22 protein-coding genes are annotated in these 25,700 nt (G+C 53.5%); 14 read left to right on the top strand and 8 right to left on the bottom strand.

Annotated elements, in window-relative coordinates:
• Positions 1 to 116 precede the first annotated feature (116 nt).
• The 3 genes from glnP to ybiO all read left to right on the top strand — a co-directional run bounded on the left by glnP (position 117) and on the right by ybiO (position 3,851).
• Positions 117 to 776 (top strand): glutamine ABC transporter permease GlnP, encoded by a 660-nt coding sequence (gene glnP, locus OGY68_RS08560; protein ID WP_003035248.1) that lies wholly within the window; start codon positions 117 to 119, stop codon positions 774 to 776.
• A complete protein-coding gene (glnQ, locus tag OGY68_RS08555) occupies positions 773 to 1,495 on the top strand; it encodes a glutamine ABC transporter ATP-binding protein GlnQ (RefSeq protein WP_003035246.1) in 723 nt (240 codons plus the stop codon). The genes glnP and glnQ overlap by 4 nt, the downstream gene beginning before the upstream one ends.
• 118 nt (positions 1,496 to 1,613) lie before the next feature.
• The gene (gene ybiO / locus OGY68_RS08550; RefSeq protein ID WP_057069000.1) at positions 1,614 to 3,851 is read left to right on the top strand and encodes a mechanosensitive channel protein; all 2,238 of its coding nucleotides are present in this window, start codon (positions 1,614 to 1,616) and stop codon (positions 3,849 to 3,851) included.
• Here the strand turns inward: ybiO and rlmF are convergent.
• Positions 3,848 to 4,774, bottom strand: a complete 927-nt coding sequence (gene rlmF / locus OGY68_RS08545; protein WP_008784207.1) for a 23S rRNA (adenine(1618)-N(6))-methyltransferase RlmF — start codon at positions 4,772 to 4,774, stop codon at positions 3,848 to 3,850. The genes ybiO and rlmF overlap by 4 nt on opposite strands.
• A 210-nt stretch (positions 4,775 to 4,984) precedes the next feature.
• On the opposite strand from rlmF, the gene mcbA reads away from it, so the two are divergent.
• The 5 genes from mcbA (at position 4,985) to ybiJ (ending at position 9,447) form a co-directional block, all read left to right on the top strand.
• Positions 4,985 to 5,245 carry a DUF1471 family periplasmic protein McbA gene (mcbA, locus tag OGY68_RS08540; protein ID WP_003831565.1) on the top strand — a complete coding sequence of 87 codons (261 nt, stop codon included), beginning with the start codon at positions 4,985 to 4,987 and terminating at the stop codon, positions 5,243 to 5,245.
• Between the two features lie 292 nt (positions 5,246 to 5,537).
• Positions 5,538 to 7,823: a catecholate siderophore receptor Fiu gene (locus OGY68_RS08535; protein ID WP_032944356.1), complete on the top strand. Its 2,286-nt coding sequence runs from the start codon at positions 5,538 to 5,540 to the stop codon at positions 7,821 to 7,823.
• A 43-nt stretch (positions 7,824 to 7,866) separates the two neighbouring features.
• Complete coding sequence (gene ybiX, locus OGY68_RS08530; RefSeq protein WP_008784205.1) at positions 7,867 to 8,544, top strand: PKHD-type hydroxylase YbiX; 678 nt, start codon at positions 7,867 to 7,869, stop codon at positions 8,542 to 8,544.
• A gap of 75 nt (positions 8,545 to 8,619) precedes the next feature.
• Positions 8,620 to 8,886: a DksA/TraR family C4-type zinc finger protein gene (locus OGY68_RS08525; RefSeq protein ID WP_008784204.1), complete on the top strand. Its 267-nt coding sequence runs from the start codon at positions 8,620 to 8,622 to the stop codon at positions 8,884 to 8,886.
• Positions 8,887 to 9,186: 300 nt separating this feature from the next.
• Positions 9,187 to 9,447 carry a DUF1471 family protein YbiJ gene (gene ybiJ / locus OGY68_RS08520; protein ID WP_003831561.1) on the top strand — a complete coding sequence of 87 codons (261 nt, stop codon included), beginning with the start codon at positions 9,187 to 9,189 and terminating at the stop codon, positions 9,445 to 9,447.
• Between the two features lie 97 nt (positions 9,448 to 9,544).
• Here the strand turns inward: ybiJ and OGY68_RS08515 are convergent, their stop codons facing one another.
• The 5 genes from OGY68_RS08515 to OGY68_RS08495 form a co-directional block, all read right to left on the bottom strand.
• Complete coding sequence (locus tag OGY68_RS08515; RefSeq protein ID WP_057066514.1) at positions 9,545 to 10,630, bottom strand: malate/lactate/ureidoglycolate dehydrogenase; 1,086 nt, start codon at positions 10,628 to 10,630, stop codon at positions 9,545 to 9,547.
• 162 nt (positions 10,631 to 10,792) lie between these two features.
• The gene (gene ybiB, locus OGY68_RS08510; protein ID WP_286616948.1) at positions 10,793 to 11,761 is read right to left on the bottom strand and encodes a DNA-binding protein YbiB; all 969 of its coding nucleotides are present in this window, start codon (positions 11,759 to 11,761) and stop codon (positions 10,793 to 10,795) included.
• A 29-nt stretch (positions 11,762 to 11,790) separates the two neighbouring features.
• A complete protein-coding gene (dinG, locus tag OGY68_RS08505; RefSeq protein WP_057066512.1) occupies positions 11,791 to 13,941 on the bottom strand; it encodes an ATP-dependent DNA helicase DinG in 2,151 nt (716 codons plus the stop codon).
• 177 nt (positions 13,942 to 14,118) lie between these two features.
• Entirely contained in the window at positions 14,119 to 15,540 is a 1,422-nt protein-coding gene (locus OGY68_RS08500) for a DASS family sodium-coupled anion symporter (RefSeq protein WP_057066511.1), read from the bottom strand.
• Positions 15,541 to 15,573: 33 nt separating this feature from the next.
• Positions 15,574 to 16,926: a class-II fumarase/aspartase family protein gene (locus OGY68_RS08495; protein WP_008784199.1), complete on the bottom strand. Its 1,353-nt coding sequence runs from the start codon at positions 16,924 to 16,926 to the stop codon at positions 15,574 to 15,576.
• Between the two features lie 202 nt (positions 16,927 to 17,128).
• Between OGY68_RS08495 and OGY68_RS08490 the strand changes: the two genes are divergently transcribed.
• Positions 17,129 to 17,863, top strand: a complete 735-nt coding sequence (locus tag OGY68_RS08490) for a GntR family transcriptional regulator (protein ID WP_008784198.1) — start codon at positions 17,129 to 17,131, stop codon at positions 17,861 to 17,863.
• Positions 17,864 to 17,930: 67 nt separating this feature from the next.
• Here the strand turns inward: OGY68_RS08490 and rhlE are convergent, their stop codons facing one another.
• Positions 17,931 to 19,277, bottom strand: coding sequence for an ATP-dependent RNA helicase RhlE (rhlE, locus tag OGY68_RS08485; protein WP_008784197.1), 1,347 nt, complete (start codon positions 19,275 to 19,277; stop codon positions 17,931 to 17,933).
• Positions 19,278 to 19,498: 221 nt separating this feature from the next.
• Here rhlE and cecR point away from each other — a divergent pair, with 221 nt between their 5' ends.
• The 5 genes from cecR (at position 19,499) to OGY68_RS08460 (ending at position 25,244) form a co-directional block, all read left to right on the top strand.
• Positions 19,499 to 20,176: a transcriptional regulator CecR gene (gene cecR / locus OGY68_RS08480; RefSeq protein WP_003831550.1), complete on the top strand. Its 678-nt coding sequence runs from the start codon at positions 19,499 to 19,501 to the stop codon at positions 20,174 to 20,176.
• Positions 20,173 to 21,168, top strand: coding sequence for a secretion protein HlyD (gene hlyD, locus OGY68_RS08475; RefSeq protein WP_057066510.1), 996 nt, complete (start codon positions 20,173 to 20,175; stop codon positions 21,166 to 21,168). The genes cecR and hlyD overlap by 4 nt, the downstream gene beginning before the upstream one ends.
• A complete protein-coding gene (locus tag OGY68_RS08470; protein WP_057066509.1) occupies positions 21,161 to 22,897 on the top strand; it encodes an ATP-binding cassette domain-containing protein in 1,737 nt (578 codons plus the stop codon). The genes hlyD and OGY68_RS08470 overlap by 8 nt, the downstream gene beginning before the upstream one ends.
• Positions 22,890 to 24,023, top strand: a complete 1,134-nt coding sequence (locus tag OGY68_RS08465; protein WP_003831545.1) for an ABC transporter permease — start codon at positions 22,890 to 22,892, stop codon at positions 24,021 to 24,023. Before OGY68_RS08470 ends, OGY68_RS08465 begins: the two co-directional genes overlap by 8 nt.
• Before the next feature lie 114 nt (positions 24,024 to 24,137).
• Positions 24,138 to 25,244, top strand: coding sequence for an ABC transporter permease (locus tag OGY68_RS08460; protein ID WP_008784194.1), 1,107 nt, complete (start codon positions 24,138 to 24,140; stop codon positions 25,242 to 25,244).
• On the opposite strand, the gene OGY68_RS08455 is transcribed toward OGY68_RS08460, so the two are convergent.
• The gene (locus OGY68_RS08455; protein ID WP_003831542.1) at positions 25,206 to 25,616 is read right to left on the bottom strand and encodes a YbhQ family protein; all 411 of its coding nucleotides are present in this window, start codon (positions 25,614 to 25,616) and stop codon (positions 25,206 to 25,208) included. The two genes, OGY68_RS08460 and OGY68_RS08455, sit on opposite strands and share 39 nt — an antisense overlap.
• Positions 25,617 to 25,700 lie beyond the last annotated feature (84 nt).

Raw genomic sequence — 25,700 nt, 5'->3', positions numbered from 1 at the left:
AGCGTGATGCTAACCGGGCCTACGCCTGGATTTTTGAGACCTGTAGGCCGGATAAGCACAGCACATCCGGCAAAACGGGCATTTGAATATTTACACCACGGTAACAGGAACGACATATGCAGTTTGACTGGAGTGCCATCTGGCCCGCCATCCCGCTTTTGATTGAAGGCGCCAAAATGACCCTGTGGATCTCGGTCCTCGGTCTGGCTGGCGGTCTGATAATCGGACTTGCAGCAGGGTTTGCGCGCACTTTCGGCGGTTGGATCGCCAACCACGTAGCGCTGGTGTTTATCGAAGTCATTCGCGGTACGCCAATCGTTGTGCAGGTAATGTTTATTTACTTCGCTCTGCCAATGGCATTTAACGATTTACGCATTGACCCCTTTAGCGCCGCCGTTGTCACCATCATGATCAACTCCGGGGCCTATATTGCGGAAATCACCCGCGGTGCGGTGCTCTCAATCCATAAAGGGTTCAGCGAAGCCGGTTTGGCGCTTGGACTTTCACGCACAGAGACTATCCGCCACGTTATTTTACCCCTCGCACTGCGTCGTATGCTGCCACCGCTAGGCAACCAGTGGATCATCAGCATTAAAGATACCTCGCTGTTTATTGTCATTGGCGTCGCTGAACTGACCCGTCAGGGCCAGGAAATCATTGCCGGTAACTTCCGCGCACTGGAAATCTGGAGCGCCGTTGCGGTGTTCTATCTGATCATTACGCTGGTGCTGAGCTTCATTCTGCGTCGTCTGGAAAGAAGGATGAAAATCCTGTGATTGAATTTAAAAACGTTTCTAAGCACTTTGGTCCAACCCAGGTGCTGCACAATATTGACCTGAACATTCAGCAGGGTGAAGTCGTGGTGATTATCGGGCCGTCAGGATCCGGTAAATCTACCCTGCTGCGCTGCATTAACAAGCTGGAAGAGATAACCTCCGGCGATCTGATCGTCGATGGTCTGAAAGTAAACGATCCGAAGGTAGACGAGCGCTTAATCCGTCAGGAAGCCGGAATGGTGTTTCAGCAGTTCTACCTGTTCCCACATCTGACGGCACTGGAAAACGTCATGTTCGGACCGCAGCGCGTACGCGGGGCGAATAAAGAACAGGCCGAGAAACTGGCGAAAGAGCTGCTGGCAAAAGTGGGTCTGGCCGAACGTGCACATCACTACCCTTCTGAACTGTCCGGTGGTCAACAACAGCGTGTGGCTATCGCCCGTGCGCTGGCAGTAAAACCGAAAATGATGCTGTTTGATGAGCCAACCTCAGCACTCGACCCTGAACTGCGCCATGAAGTTCTGAAAGTGATGCAGGACCTGGCGGAAGAAGGGATGACCATGGTGATTGTGACCCACGAAATCGGCTTTGCCGAAAAAGTGGCTTCACGCCTGATTTTCATTGATAAGGGACGAATTGCCGAAGACGGTAATCCGCAGGCCCTGATTGAAAATCCACCCAGCCAACGCTTACAGGAATTCTTGCAGCACGTTTCCTGATAGCTCAACCTCCCTTCGCCCGAAGGGAGGTTTTTCACCAGAATCCTCTCATTTCAATTCCCTCCCGCCCTGACATCTATACTTATCCTTTTGAATTTATTTTCTCATAGGAGGAGTCATGCGCTGGATCCTGTTCATCTTTGTTTGTCTGCTGAGTCTTCCGGCTCAGGCGGTGACGATACCTGGCGTCACCTCGCCAACGTCAACCAACGCACAAACCGCGCCAACGAAAGAGCCGGATGTTGAACAGAAGAAAGCGGCCTACGGCGCACTGGCGGATGTGCTGGAAAATGACGCCTCACGTCAGGAACTGATCGATCAGTTACGCAAAGTGGCGACAGCGCCCCCTGCCGAGCCGGTGCCAACCATTGTTCCACCCACATTAACAGAAGAAAAAACGGTGCTGGAAAACGTCACGGATATCACACAGCACTACGGTGAGGCGCTCTCCAGCCGCTTTGCCCAACTTTACCGTAATATTACCGACGCACCGCATAAGAGTTTTAACCCACAAACGTTCACCAATGCCCTGACCCATTTTTTAATGCTGGCGGCGTCAGTGTTCGGTTTTTTCTGGTTGATTCGCCTGTGCGCGCTGCCGCTGTATCGCAAAATGGGGCAATGGGCACGGCGGAAAAACCGCGAACGCAGCAACTGGCTGCAGCTTCCGGCGATGATCGTTGGCGCATTCATTATTGATTTGCTTCTGCTGGCGCTGACATTGTTTGTCGGGCAGATACTGAGCGACAGAATAAATGCGGGCAGTCGCACCATCACCTTTCAGCAAAGCCTGTTTCTCAATGCCTTTGCCCTGATTGAGTTCTTCAAAGCCATTCTACGTCTGATATTTTGCCCAAAGGTGGCCGAACTGCGTCCGTTTAACATTCAGGATGCCGGTGCGCGCTACTGGAATCGGCGTTTGAGTTCATTAAGCAGTTTGATTGGTTACGGGCTTATAGTTGCCGTTCCCATTATCTCCAATCAGGTCAATGTGCAGGTCGGCGCGATGGCCAACGTCATCATCATGCTGTGTATCACGCTATGGGCGCTGTACCTGATTTTCAGAAATAAGAAAGAGATAACGCTGCATTTACAGAATCTGGCAGAAAGATCGTTAGCTTTTTTCAGCCTGTTTATCCGCGCCTTTGCGTTGGTATGGCACTGGCTGGCCAGCGCCTACTTCATTGTGCTGTTTTTCTTTTCGCTGTTTGATCCGGGCAACAGCCTGAAATTCATGATGGGCGCTACGCTGCGCAGCCTGGTAATCATTGGAATTGCCGCCTTTGTTTCCGGCATGTTTTCCCGCTGGATAGCCAAAACTATTACCCTTTCGCCACACACCCAGCGCAGCTATCCGGAACTCCAAAAGCGGCTGAATGGCTGGCTGTCGACGGCGTTAAGCGTGGCCAGGATCCTGACGGTGTGCGTTGCGGTGATGCTGCTACTGAATGCCTGGGGACTGTTCGACTTCTGGAACTGGCTGCATTACGGCGCAGGAGAAAAAACGGTGGATATTCTGATCCGTATCGCGCTGATTTTATTCTTCTCCGCCATCGGCTGGACGATCCTTGCCAGCCTGATTGAAAACCGTCTGGCTTCCGATATTCACGGACGCCCGCTACCCAGCGCTCGTACCCGCACCCTGTTGACGCTGTTTCGCAATGCGCTGGCGGTGATCATCAGCACGATCACCATCATGATTGTGCTGTCGGAAATTGGCGTTAATATCGCCCCCTTACTGGCCGGGGCAGGGGCGCTGGGGCTGGCTATCTCTTTCGGCTCGCAAACGCTGGTAAAAGATATTATTACCGGGATTTTTATTCAGTTTGAAAATGGCATGAACACCGGCGACCTGGTGACCATCGGTCCACTCACCGGTACGGTTGAACGAATGTCCATTCGTTCTGTGGGCGTGCGTCAGGACACCGGGGCGTACCATATCATTCCCTGGTCATCGATTACGACCTTCGCCAACTTTGTGCGTGGAATTGGATCGGTCGTCGCCAATTACGACGTAGACCGCCATGAGGATGCGGATAAAGCGAATCAGGCGTTGAAAGACGCGGTTGCTGCGGTGATGGAAAAAGATGATATTCGCGGGCTGATTATCGGCGAGCCGTCGTTTGCCGGGATTGTAGGATTAACCAATACGGCATTCACGCTACGGGTCTCGTTTACCACCTTGCCGCTGAAGCAGTGGACGGTACGTTTTGCGCTCGACAGCCAGGTGAAGAAATACTTCGATCTAGCCAACATACGCGCCCCGGTACAGACGTATCAAGTGTTACCTGCACCAGGGAATGGTCCTGCGTCGGCGGCAAGCGAACCACTACCGCCAACCGAGCCAACGCTTTAGCGTTTACGCGCCATAAAACGACGACGCTGATCGTTATCCATAAAGGTCCAGGCAATAAAGCGACTCTGCTTTTGCCCCTGGGCCATCTCTTTCTTGACCACTTTCACCGCGCCCGCATCCGTTAACGCGTGATACAGCGGAGGCAAGTTCTCACCGCGCGACACCAGCGTGGTGAACCACATCACCTGGCGACCAAAGGCCTGGCTTTCAGCAATCATTTTCTTGATGAACGCCACTTCACCGCCTTCACACCACAGCTCCTGCTGCTGTCCGCCAAAGTTCAGCGCATCGTCTTTGTCCTGTCCCAGATTACGGCGTTTGCGCTCGCTTCCGGCACGGGCTGAGGCCGCAGAATCATGGAATGGCGGGTTACATAATGTGGCTTCATACTGCTCATTTTTGTGAATGATGCCGTTGAAGATTGCCGTTGCATCTTTCTGGCGACGCAGACGAATAGCACGGGTTAATCCCGGATTGGCGTTGACGATCGCCTGAGCGCTGTTAAACGCTTCGCTACTGGTTTCACTACCCGTGAATCGCCAGCCGTATTCATGCACGCCGATCAGTGGATAAATACAGTTTGCCCCCACTCCCACGTCCAGCACGCTCGCATTTGCCGGAATGGTTCCGTTGGTTTCACCCAACAGATCGGCCAAATGGTGTATGTAGTCAGCACGACCAGGCACCGGCGGACACAAAAAACCATCTGGAATATCCCAGTTTTTCACCGCATAAAAATGCGCCAGCAGTGCTTTATTGAGCGCCTTTACTGCCTGCGGATTCGCGAAATCAACACTCTGCTCGCCGCCGGGCGTGAGGGTGAGAAATTGCGTCAGCTCGGGCGTAACCTGGCATAAAGTCGCAAGATCATAACGGCCATTGTGGCGGTTGCGTGGGTGTAATCCCGGTTTCAGGGCGGACATAGCATTCTCCTTTTAACAGCGGCGTAAGATACCCGCATAACGCCACGCGGTAAACACACACAACAAGGAAATTTGATTTTTTACACCTGTTTGACGCTTTACTAATTGTTCAAAAAACAGACAGCTCATCACCAATTTTTTGCGGTAAATGTCATCCGCTGACGACCTAAACTTATCAGGCACACCTGTTGTTTTTCAGAGGATATCACCATGAAGAAATGCCTCACATTACTTGCTGCTACCGTACTTTCCGGCATGACATTTGCCTCCTTTGCTGCACAGCCATACACCAGCCCAGCTACCGGTCAGCTACAAGCTTCCGGCACAGTATCCGCTACCGGCGCCTCTAACCTGAGCGACCTCGAAGACAAGCTGGCAGAGAAAGCGAAAGAGCAAGGGGCAAAAGGCTTTGTCGTTGATTCTGCGGGCGGCAAAAATCAGATGTACGGCACCGCAACCATCTATAAGTAACCCCCATCTCAGCCCAACTGCATTCAACCCGAATGCAGTTTTCTGTCCGCAATTCACGTCATTCCCGGTGCGAATTGTAATCACCGTGTAGTAATTTTGAATCCAATGTAAACAAATGTATTTATTTTTGAAGTAATGAATGCTAAAACGTCGCACTGATTAGTAATGCTTATCAAAATCATTATCAATTACACATTCATTTCCGCGAGGCCTGCAGGGTATAACATCCTTAGAGATGTCCCTTCGCGCGAGTGAAACCGTCCACTCAAACAATAATAAGTCACTCATTAACATGGATAAAAATCGCAACTTGCCGTCCAGTAGCTTTCACTCACTGACTTTTTTTGCCGGTCTGTGCATTGGCCTGTCCCCTATAGCTCAGGCTGTCGCTGCGGACGACCAGGATAAAAAACAAGAAGACACTCTGGTCGTTGAAGCGGCCAAACCTTCGCTGTACGCCCCAACACAGTCTGCCGACCCTAAATTCTCCCGGCCGGTGGCGGATACAACCCGCACCATGACGGTGATTTCTGAGCAGGTGATTAAGGATCAAGGCGCAACAAATCTGACCGACGCGCTGAAAAACGTCCCGGGCGTTGGCGCATTTTTCGCCGGTGAGAACGGTAACTCCAGCACCGGTGACGCGGTTTACATGCGTGGTGCGGATACCTCGAACAGTATTTATATCGACGGTATCCGTGATATTGGCAGCGTCACGCGCGACACCTTCAATACCGAACAGGTGGAAGTAATCAAAGGTCCTTCCGGTACCGACTATGGACGTAGCGCACCGACTGGCTCTATCAATATGATCAGCAAACAGCCACGCACCGACTCAGGAATCGATGCATCGGCCAGCGTCGGTAGCGCCTGGTTCCGCCGTGGTACGCTGGACATTAACCAGGTCATCGGCGAGACCACCGCCGCACGTTTAAACCTGATGGGTGAAAAAACGCATGATGCTGGTCGCGATAATGTTAAGAATGAACGCTACGGTGTGGCCCCCTCTCTCGCTTTTGGCTTAGGCACAGAGAATCGACTGTACCTGAACTATCTACATGTCACCCAGCACAACACGCCGGATGGCGGCATCCCTACCATTGGCTTGCCGGGATATTCCGCACCTTCTGCGGGGACTTCTGCACTGAATCATTCAGGCAAAGTGGATACGCATAATTTCTACGGTACCAACTCGGATTATGACGATTCGACAACCGATACCGCGACGATGCGTTTTGAACATGACCTGAACGACAGCACCACTATTCGCAACACCACCCGCTGGTCGCGTATTAAACAGGATTATCTGATGACGGCGGTGATGGGCGGCGCGTCTAACATCACCCAACCCACCAGCAGCGTCGACAGCTGGACTTGGTCACGCCTGGCAAATACCAAGGATGTCAGCAATAAGATCTTGACCAACCAGACCAACCTGACCTCAACGTTCTACACGGGATCCATCGGTCACGACATCAGCACCGGCGTGGAGCTGACGCGCGAAACACAAACCAACTATGGCGTGGCGCCGATCACCCCACCACCGGTGAATATCTATCACCCCGACAGCAATGTGAATATCGGCGGATTGTCTCGCAACGGCGCCAACGCTAACGGGCAAACAGATACCTTCGGTGTATACGCTTTTGATACGCTACAAATTACCCGTGAATTCGAGCTGAACGGTGGTATTCGCCTCGACAATTACCGGACTGAATATGACAGCGCCACCGCTTGCGGCGCTTCCGGTCGCGGCGCAGTCGCGTGCCCGACAGGCGTGGCTAAAGGTTCCCCGGTCACCACTGTAGATACTGCCAAATCAGGCAATCTGGTGAACTGGAAAGCTGGCGCGCTGTATCACCTGACCGATAACGGTAACGTGTACATCAACTATGCCGTTTCTCAGCAACCGCCGGGCGGCAGCAACTTTGCTCTTGCTCAGGGCGGCAGCGGTAACAGTGCGAACCGTACCGATTTCAAACCGCAGAAAGCGAAAACCAGCGAGATCGGCACCAAATGGGAGGTGCTGGATAAGCGCCTGCTGTTAACCGCCGCGATTTTCCGCACAGATATTGAGAATGAAGTTGAGCAGAACGACGACGGTACCTATTCCCAGTACGGAGAGAAACGCGTTGAAGGCTACGAGCTCTCAGTAGCAGGTAACATCACCCCCGCATGGCAGATTATTGGGGGTTACACGCAACAACGCGCGACCATCCACAGCGGTAAAAACGTTGCTCAGGATGGATCCTCTTCCCTGCCATATACACCGGAACATGCGTTCACGCTGTGGAACCAGTATCAGGCTACCGATGATATCTCCGTTGGCGCAGGCGCTCGCTACGTGGGCAGTATGCATCGCGGTTCCGATGGTGCGGTGGGTACGCCATCCTACACTGAAGGTTACTGGGTCGCTGACGCCAAACTGGGCTATCGCGTGAATCGCAATCTCGATTTCCAACTAAACGTCTATAACCTGTTCGACACCGATTATGTATCCTCCATAAACAAGAGTGGATACCGTTATCATCCGGGCGAGCCAAGAACTTTCCTGCTCACCGCCAATATGCATTTCTAATCCATCGCGTGGGGCGTAAGCCCCACTTTCAGGAGAAACACTGATGATGTACCACATTCCCGGCGTTCTGTCGGCGCAGGATGTAGCCTGGTTTCGCGAACAACTGGACGCTGCCGACTGGGTTGATGGCCGCGCAACCACCGGCGCTCAGGGGGCGCAGGTTAAAAACAACCAGCAAGTGAATACGCAAAGTGAACGCTACGGCGTTTTACAACAGGCGGTACAGACTGCGGTAAATAACAGCGCGCTTTTCTTCGCCGCAGCACTACCGAAAACGCTCTCCACACCGCTGTTTAATCGCTACCAGGACAACGAGACCTACGGTTTTCACGTTGACGGTGCGGTGCGTAGCCATCCGCAAAACGGCTGGATGCGCACGGACCTTTCCGCAACTTTATTCCTGAGTAACCCGAATGATTATGAAGGGGGAGAACTGCTGGTCAATGATACTTACGGCCAGCATGCGGTGAAGCTTCCGGCAGGCGATCTGGTGCTTTACCCTTCCAGCAGCCTACATTGCGTCACGCCAGTGACCCATGGCGTTCGTGTAGCGTCTTTTATGTGGATACAGTCGATGGTCCGTGACAACAAAAATCGCGCCATGCTTTTTGAACTGGATAAAAACATTCAATCCCTGAAGGCTCGCCATGGGGAGAGCAGCGAGATCCTGTCATTACTCAATCTCTACCATAACCTGCTGCGTGAATGGTCTGAAATCTGATACTGCTGGCGCGTGGTCGTTTTTCAGCCATCACCTTCGCTATACTTAGTCTGTAGACATCAGCAGGAGGTACACATGGCATCCGGATGGGCAAATGACGACGCGGTTAACGAACAGATCAACAATACTATTGAAGATGCTGTTGCCCGCGCTCGCGGTGAGTTACCGACGGGAGAAAGTCTGTATGAATGCGAAGAATGCGGCAATCCTATCCCTCAGGCCAGACGTGAGGCCGTGCCAGGGGTACGCTTATGCATCACCTGCCAACAGGATAAAGATTCACATAGCGCTTCATTTTCAGGATATAATCGCAGAGGTTCGAAAGACAGCCAGCTACGTTGACTTATCTTTACCAAAAGTTTCAGCGCATACGATTTCCTTTACGAGCACGCTTTTTTGCACCCTGTGTAGCAAAATGTGCCGTTGTCGCCTTCTCTGTAAAGCGCAATGACAAGAACTGTAAATCCCTTACTCGAATTTATTAATATTCAATAAGTTATTTGTCATTCAATTTTTTTGATTGATGTCGTCAATTCTATTCGATTTTCTCTCACCAAAAAAAACGTGATACTTATCACATCGACGGAACAACGTCTTCTTAAAGAACACTGACTAACAGAACAACCCTGCGAGAGATTAATCATGAAAAATATCAAATTTGCTGTTGCTGCCATCGCCCTGTCTACCCTGTCATTTGGCGTTTTCGCTGCCGAGCCGGTTTCCTCTACTCAGGCGCAAAACATGAACAAAATTGGTGTGGTATCTGCTGACGGCGCCACTACGCTGGACGGCCTGGAAGCCAAACTGGCTGAGAAAGCGAATGCAGCTGGCGCAACTGGCTACAGCATCACTTCCGCTATCGGCAAAGACAAAATGAGCGGCACCGCGGTTATCTATAAATAACCGAAAGATTACCTGTACGACCCAATGCTCCAACCCTCATTGACCCTGTTTGTTACCCTTTGTTTGCCCGTCCGCCACTTGACGGGCTTTTTTTTGCCTATTTTTCCAGCCGTTGGCAGAATTCCTGCAACACGGCATCTGGCATCCCAATTTGCAGTGCCGCCTCACAAATCGCTTGCCAGCTTCCGGCATCCAGCGGAATACCGTGTTCCAGCCGTTCCTCGCGAGTATTCACCTCCCACTCCCCAGGCAACAGGATCGGGGTATCTTCAGCATGCGGGGACGCTTTCACCCACTCAGCAAATGCCGCGACCTGGTTGTCGCAGTCCGGCGCACCGAACAGTTGTGGATTCATAATGATGGTGGTCATACAGTTAATGATGGCGTCCGCGCTGGTCTGAAGGCTCTCTTCATGTGTGGTTTTACCGCCAGAAAGCGCACCGCCCATAATTTCGCACATCGCCGCCAGCGCATACCCCTTGTGCTCGGCAAAGGTCAGCAACGACCCCAGCGGAGAAACCTGCATTACCGCAGGATCGGTAGTGGGCACACCTTCCACATCAATCAGGCATCCTGGAGCCACCGGCTCGCCCTTATGCCATGCCACCCGGGTTTTGCCAAACGCGATGGCGCTGGTTGCATAGTCCAGCAACAGCGGGAAAGTATTTTTACGTGGAAACACGACGCAGAAAGGATTGGTGCCAAAACGACTATCGCGCCCATGAAACGGTGCGACCATCGGGATCCCCACCACACTCACAAAGTGTACCGAGACAAAACCTGCCGCCGCACATTGCTCCGCCCAGTAGCCAATACGGCCGATATGGTGCGAATTATGTAATGCAACGGCAGCGATTCCGTACTGACGCGCTTTTTCGATTCCAAGCGTGATTGCCTCGTGCGCCGCCACCTGACCAAACGCACAGTCGCCGTCAAGCGTAATCACCGCCCCCGCATCTTTTACCACTTTGGCATGACGGTTGATCTGCAGATGCCCCTGCGAGAATGAACGAATATAGCTTGGGATCATACCGATGCCATGGGAGTCGTGACCGGCGAGGTTAGAGGCTATCAGATGGTCGGCCACCAGCCGCGCCTCCTGATCATTGCTTCCCATCCGATGAAAAACGGCCTGGATAAAGGCGTGCAGCGTTGGCACATGGAAGCGATGTCCACTGTTCATTGTTATCTCCTGTTGTGTCGCGTGTTTGTTGTGTTTCTTATTTTTCAACAAACTATGCTGCGCCACGGTGCGCTGGAGGTCAATAAACGTGCAGAAATTTCACATTGCCGAAAAGAGAGAACCGACAGGCCAGGCAACAGGCCCGTCGGGATAACAAATGGTTTAGAAACTTTGCTCGACGCGGGTAAGTCCTTCAGCCAGTGAGGCGTACTCACCGGTTGCCACCAGGCAGCAGGCCATCTGGATTTTCAACGATGCCGGAACAGGCTCACTGCCAGCCAGACAACGCTCAATCCAGCGCGCGGTGGTTTCCGGATCTTTTGCTACCGGTAGCGGTACCGGCTCGTCAGGCATCTCGCTCTGTCGGTCTTGTAGCACTCGCACACCGGATGAATCTATCAGGCTTATCTGCGGGCAGCGCTGCGGGTTGGCATACACTTCGCCCTCGGTACCATGCATCAACAGGCCGCGCCCACCGATATCGCCGAAGAACTTCGCCACGCGAGAAACATATTCCGGGTGGGACACGCTGGAAAGACGCAGCGCGGCATCTTCAGCAAATGGCGTGGCTAATTTAGCCAGCGTATGTGCACTGTTACGCACGCCCATGCGCCAGCGCATCGCCAGCTGTTTCTCCAGCGGAGGGCACAGCGCGCTCACCGGAATAAACACCGGCTCATGACCATCCAGCTTTGCCTGCGCCTGCCCGGCATGCAGCGTTGGCGTAATTCCCATCAGTTCAAAAATGGTTTCAGTCAGCACGCGGGTCGGATCCTCGCTGACGCCGTGCACCACCACCGGGAAGCCAAGTTTCTGCAATAAAATCGCCAGCAGCGGAGTCAAATTCGCCTGCTTGCGCGCGCCATTGTAGCTGGGAATGACAATCGGCATGGGTTTGGTTACCGGCGGAGTCAGGCGAATGGTGTGGTTTTGCATCGCTTCGTAAAAGCCCAGCATCTCCGCTTCACCTTCGCCCTTGATACGTAGCGCAATCAGTACCCCGCCCATCTCAAGGTCAGGTACGTCGCCGTTCATCATATGGGTATACAGTCCGCGAGCAGTATCCTTATCCAGGTCACGCGCGTGATTTTTTCCTCGCCCAATCTCTTTAATGATTTTGCGGTAATCCATCGATAACTCCTTGCCTCTTGCTCGCATCGTTAACGCCGACGGCGGCGCGTGGGTTTCGCTTTTTCTTTTGGTTTTACTATAACGTCTGGCACAGCAGGTTGCTCTATCGGAAATATGGGTAACGCGTTCAGTAAACGCTTGCCATAGCTTTTGGTCAATAAACGCTTGTCATAAATAACCACTTCTCCCCAGCAGCCATGGCTACGGATGAGTCGCCCAACCTGCTGGATCAAATTGAATGACGCCGCAGGCAGGCTCTGCACCTCGAAGGGGTAGCGGTTCAGACTTTTCAACCACTCGCCCTCGGTGATCACCACCGGGCTGTCGATAGGCGGAAAAGCAATTTTGTGAATATGCACCTGAGTCAGCAGGTCGCCTTTCAAGTCCAGACCTTCAGCAAAAGATTGCAGCCCAACCAGCACACTGCGCTCGCCGTTGGTCACCCGTTTGCGGTGCAACTCCACCAGACGGTAGCGCGGCTGATCGCCCTGCACCAACAACAGCAGGCGCAGATCGGTAACGTGCTCAAGAAAACGCTGCATCGCCCGACCGCTGGCAAAAAGTACCAGCATGCCCTGATGCTTTTTACTCTCCAGCTGTTCGCGAAAATAGGCGGCCATTTCCGCGATATGCTGCTCTTCGTTATCAATTAACGGTTCGTAGCGCATCTGCGGAATGACTATTTTGCCCTGTTCAACGTGATTAAACGGTGAATCCAGCGCGACAAACCGGTCCCCTGCTTTTTCCTTCAGACCGCTCATCTCCTGCAAACGCGAGAAGCTGTTGAGCGAGCGCAGCGTTGCGGAAGTGACAATAATATGCGGGACGCTACGCCACAGCAGTCGTTCGAGCTGATCGCTCACACGGATCCCCACGCAGTGGAACCAGATGTGGATCTGCCCGTCACGCACCTCGCGCGTCGCCCATTTACTCACCGGCGCGCCTGACGATTGCGCGAGCGATGCCAGCCGCCACAGTTTGCTTTGCGCCTCAAACATGCCCAGCGCCCGGTTCATCTGCAAAATAACCCGATGCAGACGCACGATATCGTGAGTGCCGGTTTTTTCGCTGAGATCGTTGAGGAACAGTTCCGCCAGACCGCGCAGCATTTCCGTTAGCTTTGCCAGACGCTGACAAATCTCCATCACTTCCGCAGGCAATTCACCCATCGCAAAGCGGTGCTCCGCCTCCTGGGTAGCGGGCATATACAGATTAAGAATGTTATTGAGCGATGAAATCAGCTCATACAATTCCTCACAGTGACCGTTCAGACGCTCGGCATTCGCCAGCGGCGGCGTGGTCTTCGGGCGGAACTGCTCCAGGCAGGTAGCCACTAATTTGCAAAACAGATCCAACTGCAGTCGATACCAGGGGGCGCTGATTTCTGCGCTCATCTCCAGCGCATCGCGCGCGACATCCGGCAAATGGTGGCCTTCATCAAGTACCAGCAGTAGGTTTTTCGGCTCCGGCAAAACGGCTTCGCTTTCCATGGCCGCCATTACCAGCGCATGATTAGCCACGACCACTTCAGCTTCCTGAATCTCCCGGCGGGCGACAAAAAAAGGGCATTCACGATAGTAGTGACAGTTGCGATTCAGACAGCTGGCTTTATCGGTGCTCAGACGCTGCCAGAGTCCGTCGTCGATAGCGATATCGGTGTGGTCGCGCAGCCCGTCCCACTTGTAGCTGTCGAGATCGCCTTTTAGCCTGGCACAGCGCTTTTGTTCTTCCTGGTTGTTGGGCGTCAGGTCATCGTCGAGAAAAGCCAGCAGATCCTGCTGATTGGGTTCAGTGCTGGCCAGCGCCGCTAAGTTACGCGGGCAGACATAGCGTCCGCGACCAAACGCAGCGGTAAAACGCAGGTCGGGGATAATTTTGCGCAGCAGCGGTAAATCTTTGCTGTAGATCTGGTCCTGCAAAGCGACGTTGGCGGTACTGACCACCAGCGTTTTTTGTTCTTCACGCGCGATGGCAATACCGGGAATCAGATACGACAGGGTTTTCCCCACTCCGGTCGGTGCTTCAATCGCCAGATGCCGCCCTTCTTCCCCGGAGAGCGTTTTCGCGACGTCAGCAATCATCTGCCGCTGCGGCGCACGGGGGATAAAGTCGGGGATCTGTTCCTGAAGCGCCTTATACCAGGCGGCGATTTGCGCTTTTAACGCAGCCGTTAGTGCCATGAGAAAACCTGAAGTACTGTATAAACAGCCACTATTGTGGCACATTTCAGTTGTTGGATGTACCTTTTTCCCCCATTCTGGAAAGCGCTTCGCAGCTTTGACTTAAATTTCCGGATGGCGGCTTACATGCTATCCGGCCTACAGCCAGGTTCATTGCAGGCCGAATAAACGTGTCGATTAATAGTACCCCAGCAGCTTCCACCACAGCATGCCCACGGCAAAAATGATGATCACATTTGCCGTCACCACGCAGAGGTTAATCTTGTAAAAGCGCGGTCGTTCAAAATAGCCCTGGGCAAAATAAATAGGACCGGGTCCGCCACCATACTCGGTATTCCCCCACATCAGATTACTAAAGATGCCGAAGCAAATAGCGACCATCATCGGCGGAGCACCCGCAGCGATCGCCGTGGCCGCGAAAGGAGCATACAGCGCGGCTACGTGCCCGGTAGCCGTAGCAAAGAGATAGTGGACGTAAATGTAAAGGATCCCCAGCACAATAAAGGACTCCATCGCACCAAACCCTTGAATACCGCTGCCTAACTTTATTGTCATCCATTTAATAAAACCCAGATCGGCAAGTCCGGTCGCAAGGCTAATAATGACGCTAAACCAGATAACCGTATCCCAGGCTGCATGGTCATTAAGCAAACTTTTCCAGCTAACAGCACCCGAAGCAAACAGATAAGCAGCCAGCCCCAGCCCGACAGATGTGGCAGACAATCCAGTAATCAAACTGGTGCCCCAGCCAACCAGCGCCAGCACAAAACCAAACGCGACCTTTTTCTCGTTGCTGCTCATCGAACCGAGCTCACCGAGCGCCTGCTTACCCATCGCTTTTGCCTCTGGCGTACGCTTAAGCTCAGGATCCAATAATTTATAGACCAGTAGCGGCATCAGACAGAAACAAACCATCGCAGGGACTACTGCGGAAATAAACCATCCGCCCCAGGTTATCTCCATACCCAATGACGATTTCGCCAGGCTCGCTACCAGCGGATTCGCCGCCATCCCGGTGAGAAAAATCGCCCCGGTAATCGGCGTAAACTGGAAGCATACCATGGTTAAGAAATCGCCAATACGTTTGCCCGTTACCCCTGGAGCGGAGCCCAACACATCATTGATAGAACGCGTGATGGGAAAAATTATGCCCCCGGACCGCGCAGTTACTGACGGCATTGCCGGGGCCATAATCAGATCGGAAACCCCCAGTGAGTAAGCAATACCCAGGCTGCTGCCGCCAAAGAGCGATAACATTTTATACGCAATACGTTTCCCCAGTCCTGACGTCACAAACCCCAGAGACAAGACGTAGGCGCAGAAAATGAGCCATACCGTACCGGACGCAAACCCTGACAGCGCCTTTGCCTCTGGCAACGTTTTGGTGAAAATAACCACGCAAAGTGCAATCAACATCACCGCCCCCGAAGGGAGCGGCTGAGTGAGAATGGCGGCAATGGTCGCGGCAAATATCGCGAACATATGCCAGGCCTGAGGCGTTAGACCATCAGGAACAGGATAAAACCAAACGATCGCGCCTATCGCCAGCGGTATCAGGAACGACAGAATGGATTTTCCCGTGACAGAATTCGTTGACATAAAAATATCCTTATTCCGTTAGCCCGAGAGCATTCATTTCCGCGACATGTATCTTGCTAATACCTGATCCACCATCGCCGGTGCCATTCCAAGGTAATTTGCCGGGTCGGTCAGTTTTTCAATCAACTGTGGGTCCAGCCGTTCAGAGACAGAGGGCATCGCATTCAGCACATCAGCCAATCGCCCACCCTGTTCGTTGACGATACGGCAGGCGTCGTACACCACGTCATGTGCATCCTGACGACCAATGTACGGGGCCAATCCCATCATGACTGCCTCAGCCACAATCAATCCGTTGGTCATACCGAGGTTACGTTTCATCGCCTCTTCATCAACCACCAGCCCCGCCAGCATAAAGTTGGCCTGATGCAATGCCCCCGCGCTGAGCACGAAACTTTCTGGGATAGCAATCCATTCGGCATGCCACGGCCCGGTTGCACGCTCCAGATCTTGCACCATCGCATCAAGCATCAACCCTGCCTGTTGGCGAACGCCTTTGGCACAGGCCAGCATCAGCTCGCTGGAAATAGGGTTGCGTTTCTGCGGCATGGTACTGCTGGCGCCACGCCCTTTAACAAACGGCTCATACAGTTCGCCAAACTCGTTTGCTGCCAGCAGCATTACGTCGTAGGCAATCTTGCCCAGCGACCCGGTAATCACCGCTAACAGGTTCACCGCTTCGGCAAAACCATCACGCGCGACGTGCCAGGTGGATGTTGGGACATTTAGCCCAAGCTCTTCCATCATCGCTTTTTGTACCGCCAGCCCTTTATCCCCCAGCGATGCCAGCGTACCGGCCGCCCCCGCAAATTCGCCGACCAATACACGAGGACGCGCTTGGGAAAGACGTTCCGCGTGGCGTTCAAACATATCCAGCCAGATGGCCGCTTTGTAACCGAATGTCACGGGCAAAGCCTGTTGTAAATGGGTTCTCCCGGCCATCGGCGTATCACGGTAGCGGCGTGAAAGATCGGCCAGCGTGGCGCGGAGTTTGTCCATATCGGACTCAATGAGTGCAAAAGCATCACGAATTTGCAGAACCACTGCGGTGTCCATAATGTCCTGAGTGGTTGCCCCCCAGTGCACATAACCGCCGGACTCGCCTGCCTGTTTAGAAATCTGGTGCACCAGCGGTAGGATCGGATAACCCACAATTTCGGTTTCATGGCGCAATAAATCAAAATCGAGCGTGTCAGCATTACATTTTTCTGCAATTTCCTGCGCCGCAGCCTCGGGTATCACACCGCAGCGTGCCTGGGCTTTGGCTAATGCCACTTCCACTTCCACGTATTTGCGCACCAGCTCGCGATCGTCAAACACCGCGCGCATCGCCGGTGTGCCGAAAGAGTCCCTGAACAGAACAGAATCAAGTACATTCGAAGCCATAAATCCCCCTGGAAAATCTGATAATGATAAGATGCGTGTTTACGGCAGTTTGTTGGATATTCAAATGCCGTCACAATGTCCAGACATAAATAAATGTCCGTACATTTAAATGTGCGGACATTTATAGTACTCATAAGAAATGTAGGGAATAGTCCGTACAAATTTTCGTGATAAAGATCACTAATATTTTGATGAAACTGCGATGAAAGAATCTCTGTACAAGCGAATAGCACGTGAACTGGCGCAGCAAATTGCGGTGGGAACCTTCGCCCCCGGCTCGCTGTTTCCTACGGAAATGGAACTGTGCGAAACATGGCAGGTCAGCCGCCACACCATGCGTGAGGCGCTAAGGGAATTAACAGAGCAAGGTCTGATATCACGGCGTAAAGGCGCGGGAACTCGCGTTTGCGAACCTAAGGCTAACGGCGTCAATCACCCGCTATCGCATCTTGAGGATCTGTTGCTGCTGGCCAAAAACAATCTGCGCGTCATCAAGAAAATCGATGAGATTGTGGCGGACATAGAGTTGTCCCAGATGATTGGCTGCCCGCCTGGTTCCCGTTGGCTGCACATTGCCAGCACTCGCGAAGATGCGCAAAACCCCGACGCGCCAATCTGCTGGACGGACAGCTATGCCAGCACGGATTACGCCAAACTGCGTACGTACATCCGTGACGACCCACACTCGTTAATCAGCGATTTGATCGAAACCCATTACGGTATTAAAAGCCATGAGGTGCATCAGACCATTACGGCTGTCGGCGTGCCCAAAAAGGTGGCAAAGATTCTCAATGTAGCACCTGATTCTCCAGCGATGAGAATCGTGCGTCGTTATCTGGACAGGGACGGGAAAGTATTTGAGACGACGATTTCGATTCACCCGGCAGGACGATATACCTGCTCAATCGTACTGAAATCGCAAAGTTCGAGGGAGTGATTGACCTATCCGGCCTACACAGTGTGTAGACCGGATAGCGTGTTTATACAGCCATACAGTAAGGGAATTACTGCGCTGTAGACGGTTTGCGCGGACGGCGCGGTGGACGAGGCTTGTCACCTGCCGGTTTGCCTTCGCCATTACGCGGCTTCGCTTTTGGCGCTCCGCCATCCTGACGACGCGGCTGCTGTCCGCGCCCTGCTCCGCCCTGCCCACGACCACCGCCGCCGCCACGCTGCTGACGACCGTTCTGGATCGGCTCAGCTTTAATGGACGGGTCTGGCTCATAGCCTGGCGTTGCAATACGCGGGATCTCTTTTTTCAGCAACTTCTCGATGTCACGCAACAGCTTGTGTTCATCGACGCACACCAGAGACAACGCTTCGCCGGTAGCGGCCGCACGACCGGTACGACCAATGCGGTGCACGTAGTCTTCCGGGACGTTTGGCAGCTCGTAGTTCACCACGTGCGGTAACTCTTCAATGTCCAGACCTCGCGCGGCAATATCGGTCGCTACCAGCACGCGAATATCACCGGATTTAAAATCAGCCAGCGCACGCGTACGCGCACCCTGAGATTTATTACCGTGGATAGCCGCACTGCGGATGCCGTCTTTATTCAGCTGCTCTGCCAGATGGTTCGCGCCATGTTTGGTACGGGTAAACACCAGCACCTGCTGCCAGTTGCCCTGACCAATCATCTGCGACAGTAGTTCGCGTTTACGTTTTTTATCAACGAAATGAACGTGCTGAGTAACCTGCTCTGACGCGGTATTACGACGCGCCACTTCGATTTCCAGCGGGTTGTGCAACAGTTTTTCGGCCAGCGATTTAATGTCATCAGAGAACGTTGCCGAGAACAGCAGGTTCTGACGTTTTGTCGGCAATTTCGCCAGAACGCGACGAATATCGTGAATAAAGCCCATATCCAGCATGCGGTCAGCTTCATCCAGTACCAGGATCTCAACCTGATCCAGTTTCACCGCATTCTGGTGTTCCAGATCGAGCAAACGACCCGGAGTGGCGATCAGCACATCTACGCCGCCACGCAGCTTCATCATCTGCGGGTTAATGCTGACGCCGCCGAAGACCACCAGCGAGCGAATATTCAGATACTTACTGTAATCACGGACGTTTTCGCCAATCTGGGCCGCCAGTTCGCGGGTTGGCGTGAGGATCAGCGCACGAACCGGACGACGGCTTTTACCATGCGGCTGATTGGTGATCAGGTGCTGCAACAGCGGCAAGGTAAAACCTGCCGTTTTCCCCGTACCGGTCTGGGCGCTGGCCATCAGATCGCGGCCTTCCAGCACGGCAGGAATAGCCTGCTGCTGAATAGGGGTAGGTTCACGGTAACCCTGCTCGGCAACGGCACGTAAAATTTCAGGGTTTAAACCAAGGGAATCAAAAGACATAACAACTCCGAACCGCCCTGACCGTTACCGGTGTCGTTTTCAGGGAGATACATACAATAGAGATGACAAAAACCACAATGTCATGAAGGGGCGGAGTGTAGCAGTTTTTGTGATGTGCCGCATAAATTATCCCTTCACTGGAAAATAACGCTCCGGACTGGACAAGGCTGCACATCAGTCATAATCTTAATCAATCGATTGATTAAGATCAGAGTCGTGCCATGAATACACCCACCATGACAACCAAAGGTGAACAGGCGAAGAACCAGCTCATTGCCGCCGCATTGGCGCAATTCGGTGAGTATGGTCTGCACGCCACGACGCGCGATATCGCTGCACAGGCCGGGCAAAACATTGCGGCTATCACCTACTATTTTGGCTCAAAAGAGGATTTATATCTCGCCTGCGCCCAGTGGATTGCGGATTTTATCGGTGCACAGTTTCGCCCGCACGCTGAAGAGGCCGAGCGTTTATTCGCCCAGCCTGAGCCGGACCGTGGCGCGATGCGCGAACTGATCCTGCGCGCCTGCAAAAATATGATCATGCTGTTAACTCAGGACGACACCGTTAACCTGAGCAAATTTATCTCGCGCGAACAGCTTTCCCCCACCGCGGCTTATCAACTGGTGCACGACCAGGTTATCAATCCGCTACATACACATCTGACGCGCCTGATTGCCGCCTATACGGGCGGCGACGCCAATGATACCCAAATGATTCTGCACACCCACGCCATACTCGGCGAGGTGCTGGCTTTTCGTCTGGGGAAAGAAACCATTCTGTTGCGTACAGGCTGGTCACAATTTGATGAGGATAAAACCGCGCTGATTGACCAAACGATCACCTGTCACATCGATCTTATTCTGCAAGGTTTAACGCAAAGGAGTCTGGAGTCATGAAAAAACCTGTCGTTCTCGGGCTGGTTATCGCGGCCCTCGTTGCCGTGATTGCCGGTGGAACGTGGTGGTATCAGAGTCGGCAAGATAACGGCCTGACGCTATACGGCAATGTCGATATCCGTAGCGTCAACCTGAGTTTTCGTGTCGGCGGCAGGCTGGCCTCGCTGGCGGTTGACGAAGGCGATGCGATTACCGCCGGTCAGGTGCTGGGTGAACTGGACCGCGCACCGTATGAAAACGCATTGATGCAGGCAAAAGCCAACGTTGCCGCCGCACAGGCACAATACGATCTGATGCTGGCAGGGTATCGCGAAGAAGAGATCGCGCAAACCGCGGCGGCAGTCAAACAGGCGCAGGCCGCCTATGATTACGCGCAGAACTTTTACAATCGGCAGGTCGGATTGTGGAAAAGCCGCACCATTTCAGCCAACGATCTGGAAAACGCCCGTTCATCTCGCGATCAGGCGTTAGCTTCGCTGAAATCCGCACAGGATAAACTCACGCAATATCGCAGCGGTAATCGTGTGCAGGACATCGAGCAGGCAAAAGCCACGCTCGAACAAGCTCAGGCCGAGCTGGCACAGGCAGAGCTGAATTTGCATGACACCACGCTGACCTCGCCGTCTGACGGCACGCTTCTCACCCGTGCAGTTGAACCCGGCAGCATGCTGAACGAAGGGGGCACGGTACTGACGCTGTCGCTCACGCGTCCGGTTTGGGTTCGTGCTTACGTTGACGAACGAAATCTGAGCCAGGCGCAGCCAGGACGTGAGATCCTGCTCTATACCGATGGCCGCCCGGACAAACCGTATCACGGCAAAATCGGCTTCGTTTCTCCTACCGCCGAATTTACCCCGAAAACGGTCGAGACTCCTGACCTGCGTACCGACCTGGTTTATCGCCTGCGAATTGTCGTCACCGACGCGGACGATGCGCTGCGCCAGGGAATGCCGGTAACGATAAAGTTTGGCAATGAGGCACGGCATGAATGACGCCGTCATTACGCTTAAAGGGCTGACGAAAAACTTTACCGGAATGGAAAAACCGGCCGTCGCCCCGCTCGACTGTACCGTTCATGCAGGCTACGTGACCGGGCTTGTCGGGCCGGACGGCGCGGGCAAAACTACGTTGATGCGAATGCTGGCGGGATTATTAAAACCTGATGCCGGAAGTGCTGAAGTGATTGGTTTTGACCCCATCAAAGACGACAGCGCACTACATGCGGTGCTGGGCTATATGCCGCAGAAATTTGGTCTGTACGAAGATTTAACCGTCATGGAGAACCTCAATCTCTATGCCGACTTACGCAGCGTCACCGGTGAAGCGCGAGAAAAAACCTTTGCCCGACTCCTGGAATTCACCTCGCTGGGACCATTTACCGGACGACTGGCTGGCAAGCTTTCTGGCGGCATGAAGCAGAAGCTCGGGCTTGCCTGTACGCTGGTTGGCGAACCTAAAGTGTTGCTGCTGGATGAGCCAGGCGTAGGTGTCGACCCCATTTCCCGTCGCGAACTGTGGCAAATGGTCCACGAGCTGGCCGGGGACGGCATGCTGATCCTCTGGAGTACGTCGTATCTGGATGAAGCAGAGCAATGCCGTGATGTGCTGCTGATGAACGAAGGTGAACTGTTATACCAGGGCGATCCCACCCAGCTTACGCAAACCATGGCAGGTCGCAGCTTCCTGATGAGCAGTCCACAGGAAAACAACCGCCGACTGCTGCAACGCGCGTTAAAACTGCCGCTGGTCAGCGACGGAATGATTCAGGGCAAATCCGTCCGTTTAATCCTGAAAAAAGAGGCTACTGCTCAGCAGATCCAAAACGCTGACGGCATGCCGGAGATAACCATCAACGAAACCGCACCCCGCTTCGAAGATGCCTTTATCGATTTACTCGGCGGAGCCGGAACATCGGAATCCCCGCTGGGCGCTATCCTGCATACCGTGGAAGGCACGCCTGGCGAAACGGTGATCGAAGCCAAAGCGCTGACCAAGAAATTTGGCGATTTTGCCGCTACCGACCACGTAGACTTTGCCGTGCAGCGCGGCGAGATTTTTGGTCTGTTAGGACCCAACGGCGCTGGCAAATCCACCACCTTTAAAATGATGTGCGGTCTGCTGGTCCCCACCTCCGGCAAAGCGCTGGTGCTGGATATGGACCTGAAAGTCAGCTCCGGCAAAGCGCGTCAGCATCTGGGCTATATGGCGCAGAAATTCTCCCTGTACGGTAACCTGACGGTTGAACAGAATCTGCGCTTTTTCTCCGGCGTCTACGGCCTGCGCGGTCGGGCGCAGAAAGAGAAAATCGATCGTATGAGCGAGGCATTTGGCCTGAAAAGTATCGCTTCCCACGCCACCGACGAACTGCCGCTGGGCTTTAAGCAGCGTCTAGCGCTGGCCTGCTCGCTGATGCATGAACCCGACATTCTGTTCCTTGATGAACCCACTTCCGGGGTCGATCCCCTCACCCGTCGTGAGTTCTGGTTGCATATCAATAGCATGGTAGAAAAAGGCGTCACGGTGATGGTGACCACCCACTTTATGGATGAGGCAGAATACTGCGATCGCATCGGGCTGGTGTATCGCGGCAAACTGATAGCCAGCGGTACGCCAGACGACCTGAAGGCTCAGGCTGCCGACAGCAACACGCCGGACCCGACCATGGAACAGGCGTTCATCACGCTAATCAATGACTGGGATAAGGAGCATACGCATGAGTAACTCCGCTCTCTCCTGGCGTCGCGTCCGCGCGCTGTGCGTGAAAGAGACGCGCCAGATCGTCCGCGATCCCAGCAGTTGGCTGATTGCTGTGGTGATCCCGCTGCTGCTGCTGTTTATCTTCGGCTACGGGATCAACCTCGACTCCAGCAAGCTGCGGGTAGGGATTTTGCTCGAACAGCAGAGTGAAGAGGCGCTGGATTTTACCCATACCATGACCGGTTCGCCGTATATTGACGCCACCATCAGCGATAATCGTCAGGAACTGATTGAGAAAATGCAGGCCGGGCGCATTCGCGGTCTGGTGGTGATCCCAGTGGATTTTGCCCAGCAGATGGCGCGCCCCAACGATGTCGCCCCGATCCAGGTGATCACCGACGGCAGCGAACCGAATACTGCCAACTTTGTGCAGGGTTATGTCGAAGGCATCTGGCAAATCTGGCAGCAACAGCGGGCAGAAGATCGCGGGGAATCGTTCAAACCTTTGATCGACGTGCAAACCCGCTACTGGTTTAACCCGGCGGCCATCAGCCAGCACTTTATTATTCCCGGAGCGGTAACCATCATCATGACGGTGATTGGCGCCATCCTCACCTCATTAGTGGTGGCGCGCGAATGGGAGCGCGGCACCATGGAAGCGCTGCTGTCGACAGAAGTCACCCGCGTCGAACTCCTACTGTGCAAACTGATCCCGTATTACTTTCTGGGCATGCTGGCGATGCTGCTGTGTATGCTGGTGTCGGTGTTTATTCTTGGCGTGCCCTACCGCGGCTCGTTGCTGATCCTGTTTTTCATTACCAGCCTGTTTCTGCTCAGTACGCTCGGCATGGGGTTGCTTATTTCCACCATCACTCGCAACCAGTTTAACGCCGCGCAGGTTGCGCTGAATGCCGCCTTCCTGCCCTCGATTATGCTGTCGGGTTTTATCTTCCAGATAGACAGCATGCCCGCGATTATCCGGGCGGTAACCTACATTATTCCGGCGCGTTATTTCGTCAGCACCCTGCAAAGCTTGTTCCTGGCGGGCAATATCCCGGTGGTGCTGATTATCAACGTGCTGTTTTTAATCGCTTCGGCGGTGATGTTTATTGGCCTGACGTGGCTTAAAACCAAACGTCGGCTGGATTAAATTCGTGTATGGAAATTGTAGCCGTAGGCCGGATAAGGCGTTCACGTCGCCATCCGGCATTATGCCTGATGCGCTTAGCTTATCAGGCCTACAAACTGGACTGAGAGGACAGGCATGTTTCATCGCTTATGGACATTAATTCGCAAAGAGCTGCAATCGCTATTACGCGAACCGCAGACGCGAGCCATTCTGATTTTACCGGTGCTGATTCAGGTTATCCTGTTCCCGTTCGCGGCAACGCTGGAAGTCACCAACGCCACTATCGCTATCTATAACGAAGACAACGGTAAACATTCGGTTGAGCTTACCCAGCGCTTCGCCCGCGCCAGCGCCTTTACGCATGTTCTGCTGCTGAAAAGTCCGCAGGAGATCCAGCCCACCATCGACACGCAAAAAGCCCTGCTGTTGGTGCGTTTCCCGGCTAACTTTTCGCGTAATCTGGATACCTTCCAGCAGGCTCCCATGCAGATTATCCTCGACGGACGTAACTCCAACAGCGCACAAATTGCCGCGAATTACCTGCAGCAAATCGTTAAGGAGTATCAGCAGGAGCTGATGGACGGCAAGCCGAAACCGAACAACAGCGAGCTGGTGGTGCGTAACTGGTATAACCCGAATCTGGATTACAAATGGTTTGTGGTTCCGTCGCTGATCGCCATGATCACCACCATCGGCGTAATGATCGTTACTTCACTCTCGGTTGCCCGCGAGCGCGAGCAAGGCACGCTGGATCAACTGCTGGTTTCCCCGCTTACCACCTGGCAGATTTTTATCGGTAAAGCTGTGCCCGCGCTAATTGTGGCTACTTTTCAGGCCACCATTGTGCTGGCGATCGGCATCTGGGCTTATCACATCCCGTTTGCCGGTTCATTGGGGCTGTTCTATTTCACAATGGTGATTTACGGGCTGTCGCTGGTCGGCTTTGGTCTGCTGATTTCGTCACTGTGCGCCACCCAGCAGCAGGCGTTTATCGGGGTGTTTGTGTTTATGATGCCGGCGATTTTACTCTCGGGCTATGTCTCACCTGTCGAAAACATGCCGGTCTGGTTGCAGAATCTGACGTGGATAAACCCGATCCGCCATTTTACGGACATCACGAAACAGATTTACCTGAAAGATGCGAGTCTGCAGATTGTCTGGGGAAGCTTGTGGCCGCTATTAGTGATAGCGGCCACGACCGGATCAGCGGCGTATGCGATGTTTAGACGCAAGGTGATGTAGCTTTTTGTCTTTCGCCAGCAGCGAGACCACGGCGGGTCCGGCAAGGATGACCAGCCCCGCCAGTGCCAGCAAGACGTTGTTTTGCAGCACGCGTGACAGCAGCCACAGCACGATCATGGCGGCACCGAAATACCACGTCGTGGTCAACTCTTCCAGCACATCAGCCACGTCGCGCCAGCGCTGTTCGTGGTGACGTTGCAATGCAAGCATCAATAAAACGGTAACGCCGTACACGACGCACAATCCCAGGCCGACATGCACCAGTCTGCCGCTCATCCAGCCCATTACCAGCAACGCCACTACCAGTAAATGCAACACTATCTGCCAGCAACTTAGACCCGTTGCGACACGAACACGTTGTTGCCACCTCATGGCTATTCTCCTGAAGGATTTTCGACTAATTGTTCAGAGTACCGGACTTTACGGAAAATTCCGTAACACCGCATCTTTTTGTGA

Source organism: Citrobacter sp. Cpo065 (assembly GCF_030332805.1).
Taxonomy (GTDB): Bacteria; Pseudomonadota; Gammaproteobacteria; order Enterobacterales; family Enterobacteriaceae; genus Citrobacter; species Citrobacter portucalensis.
This window is presented reverse-complemented; position numbering and strand designations above follow the sequence as displayed.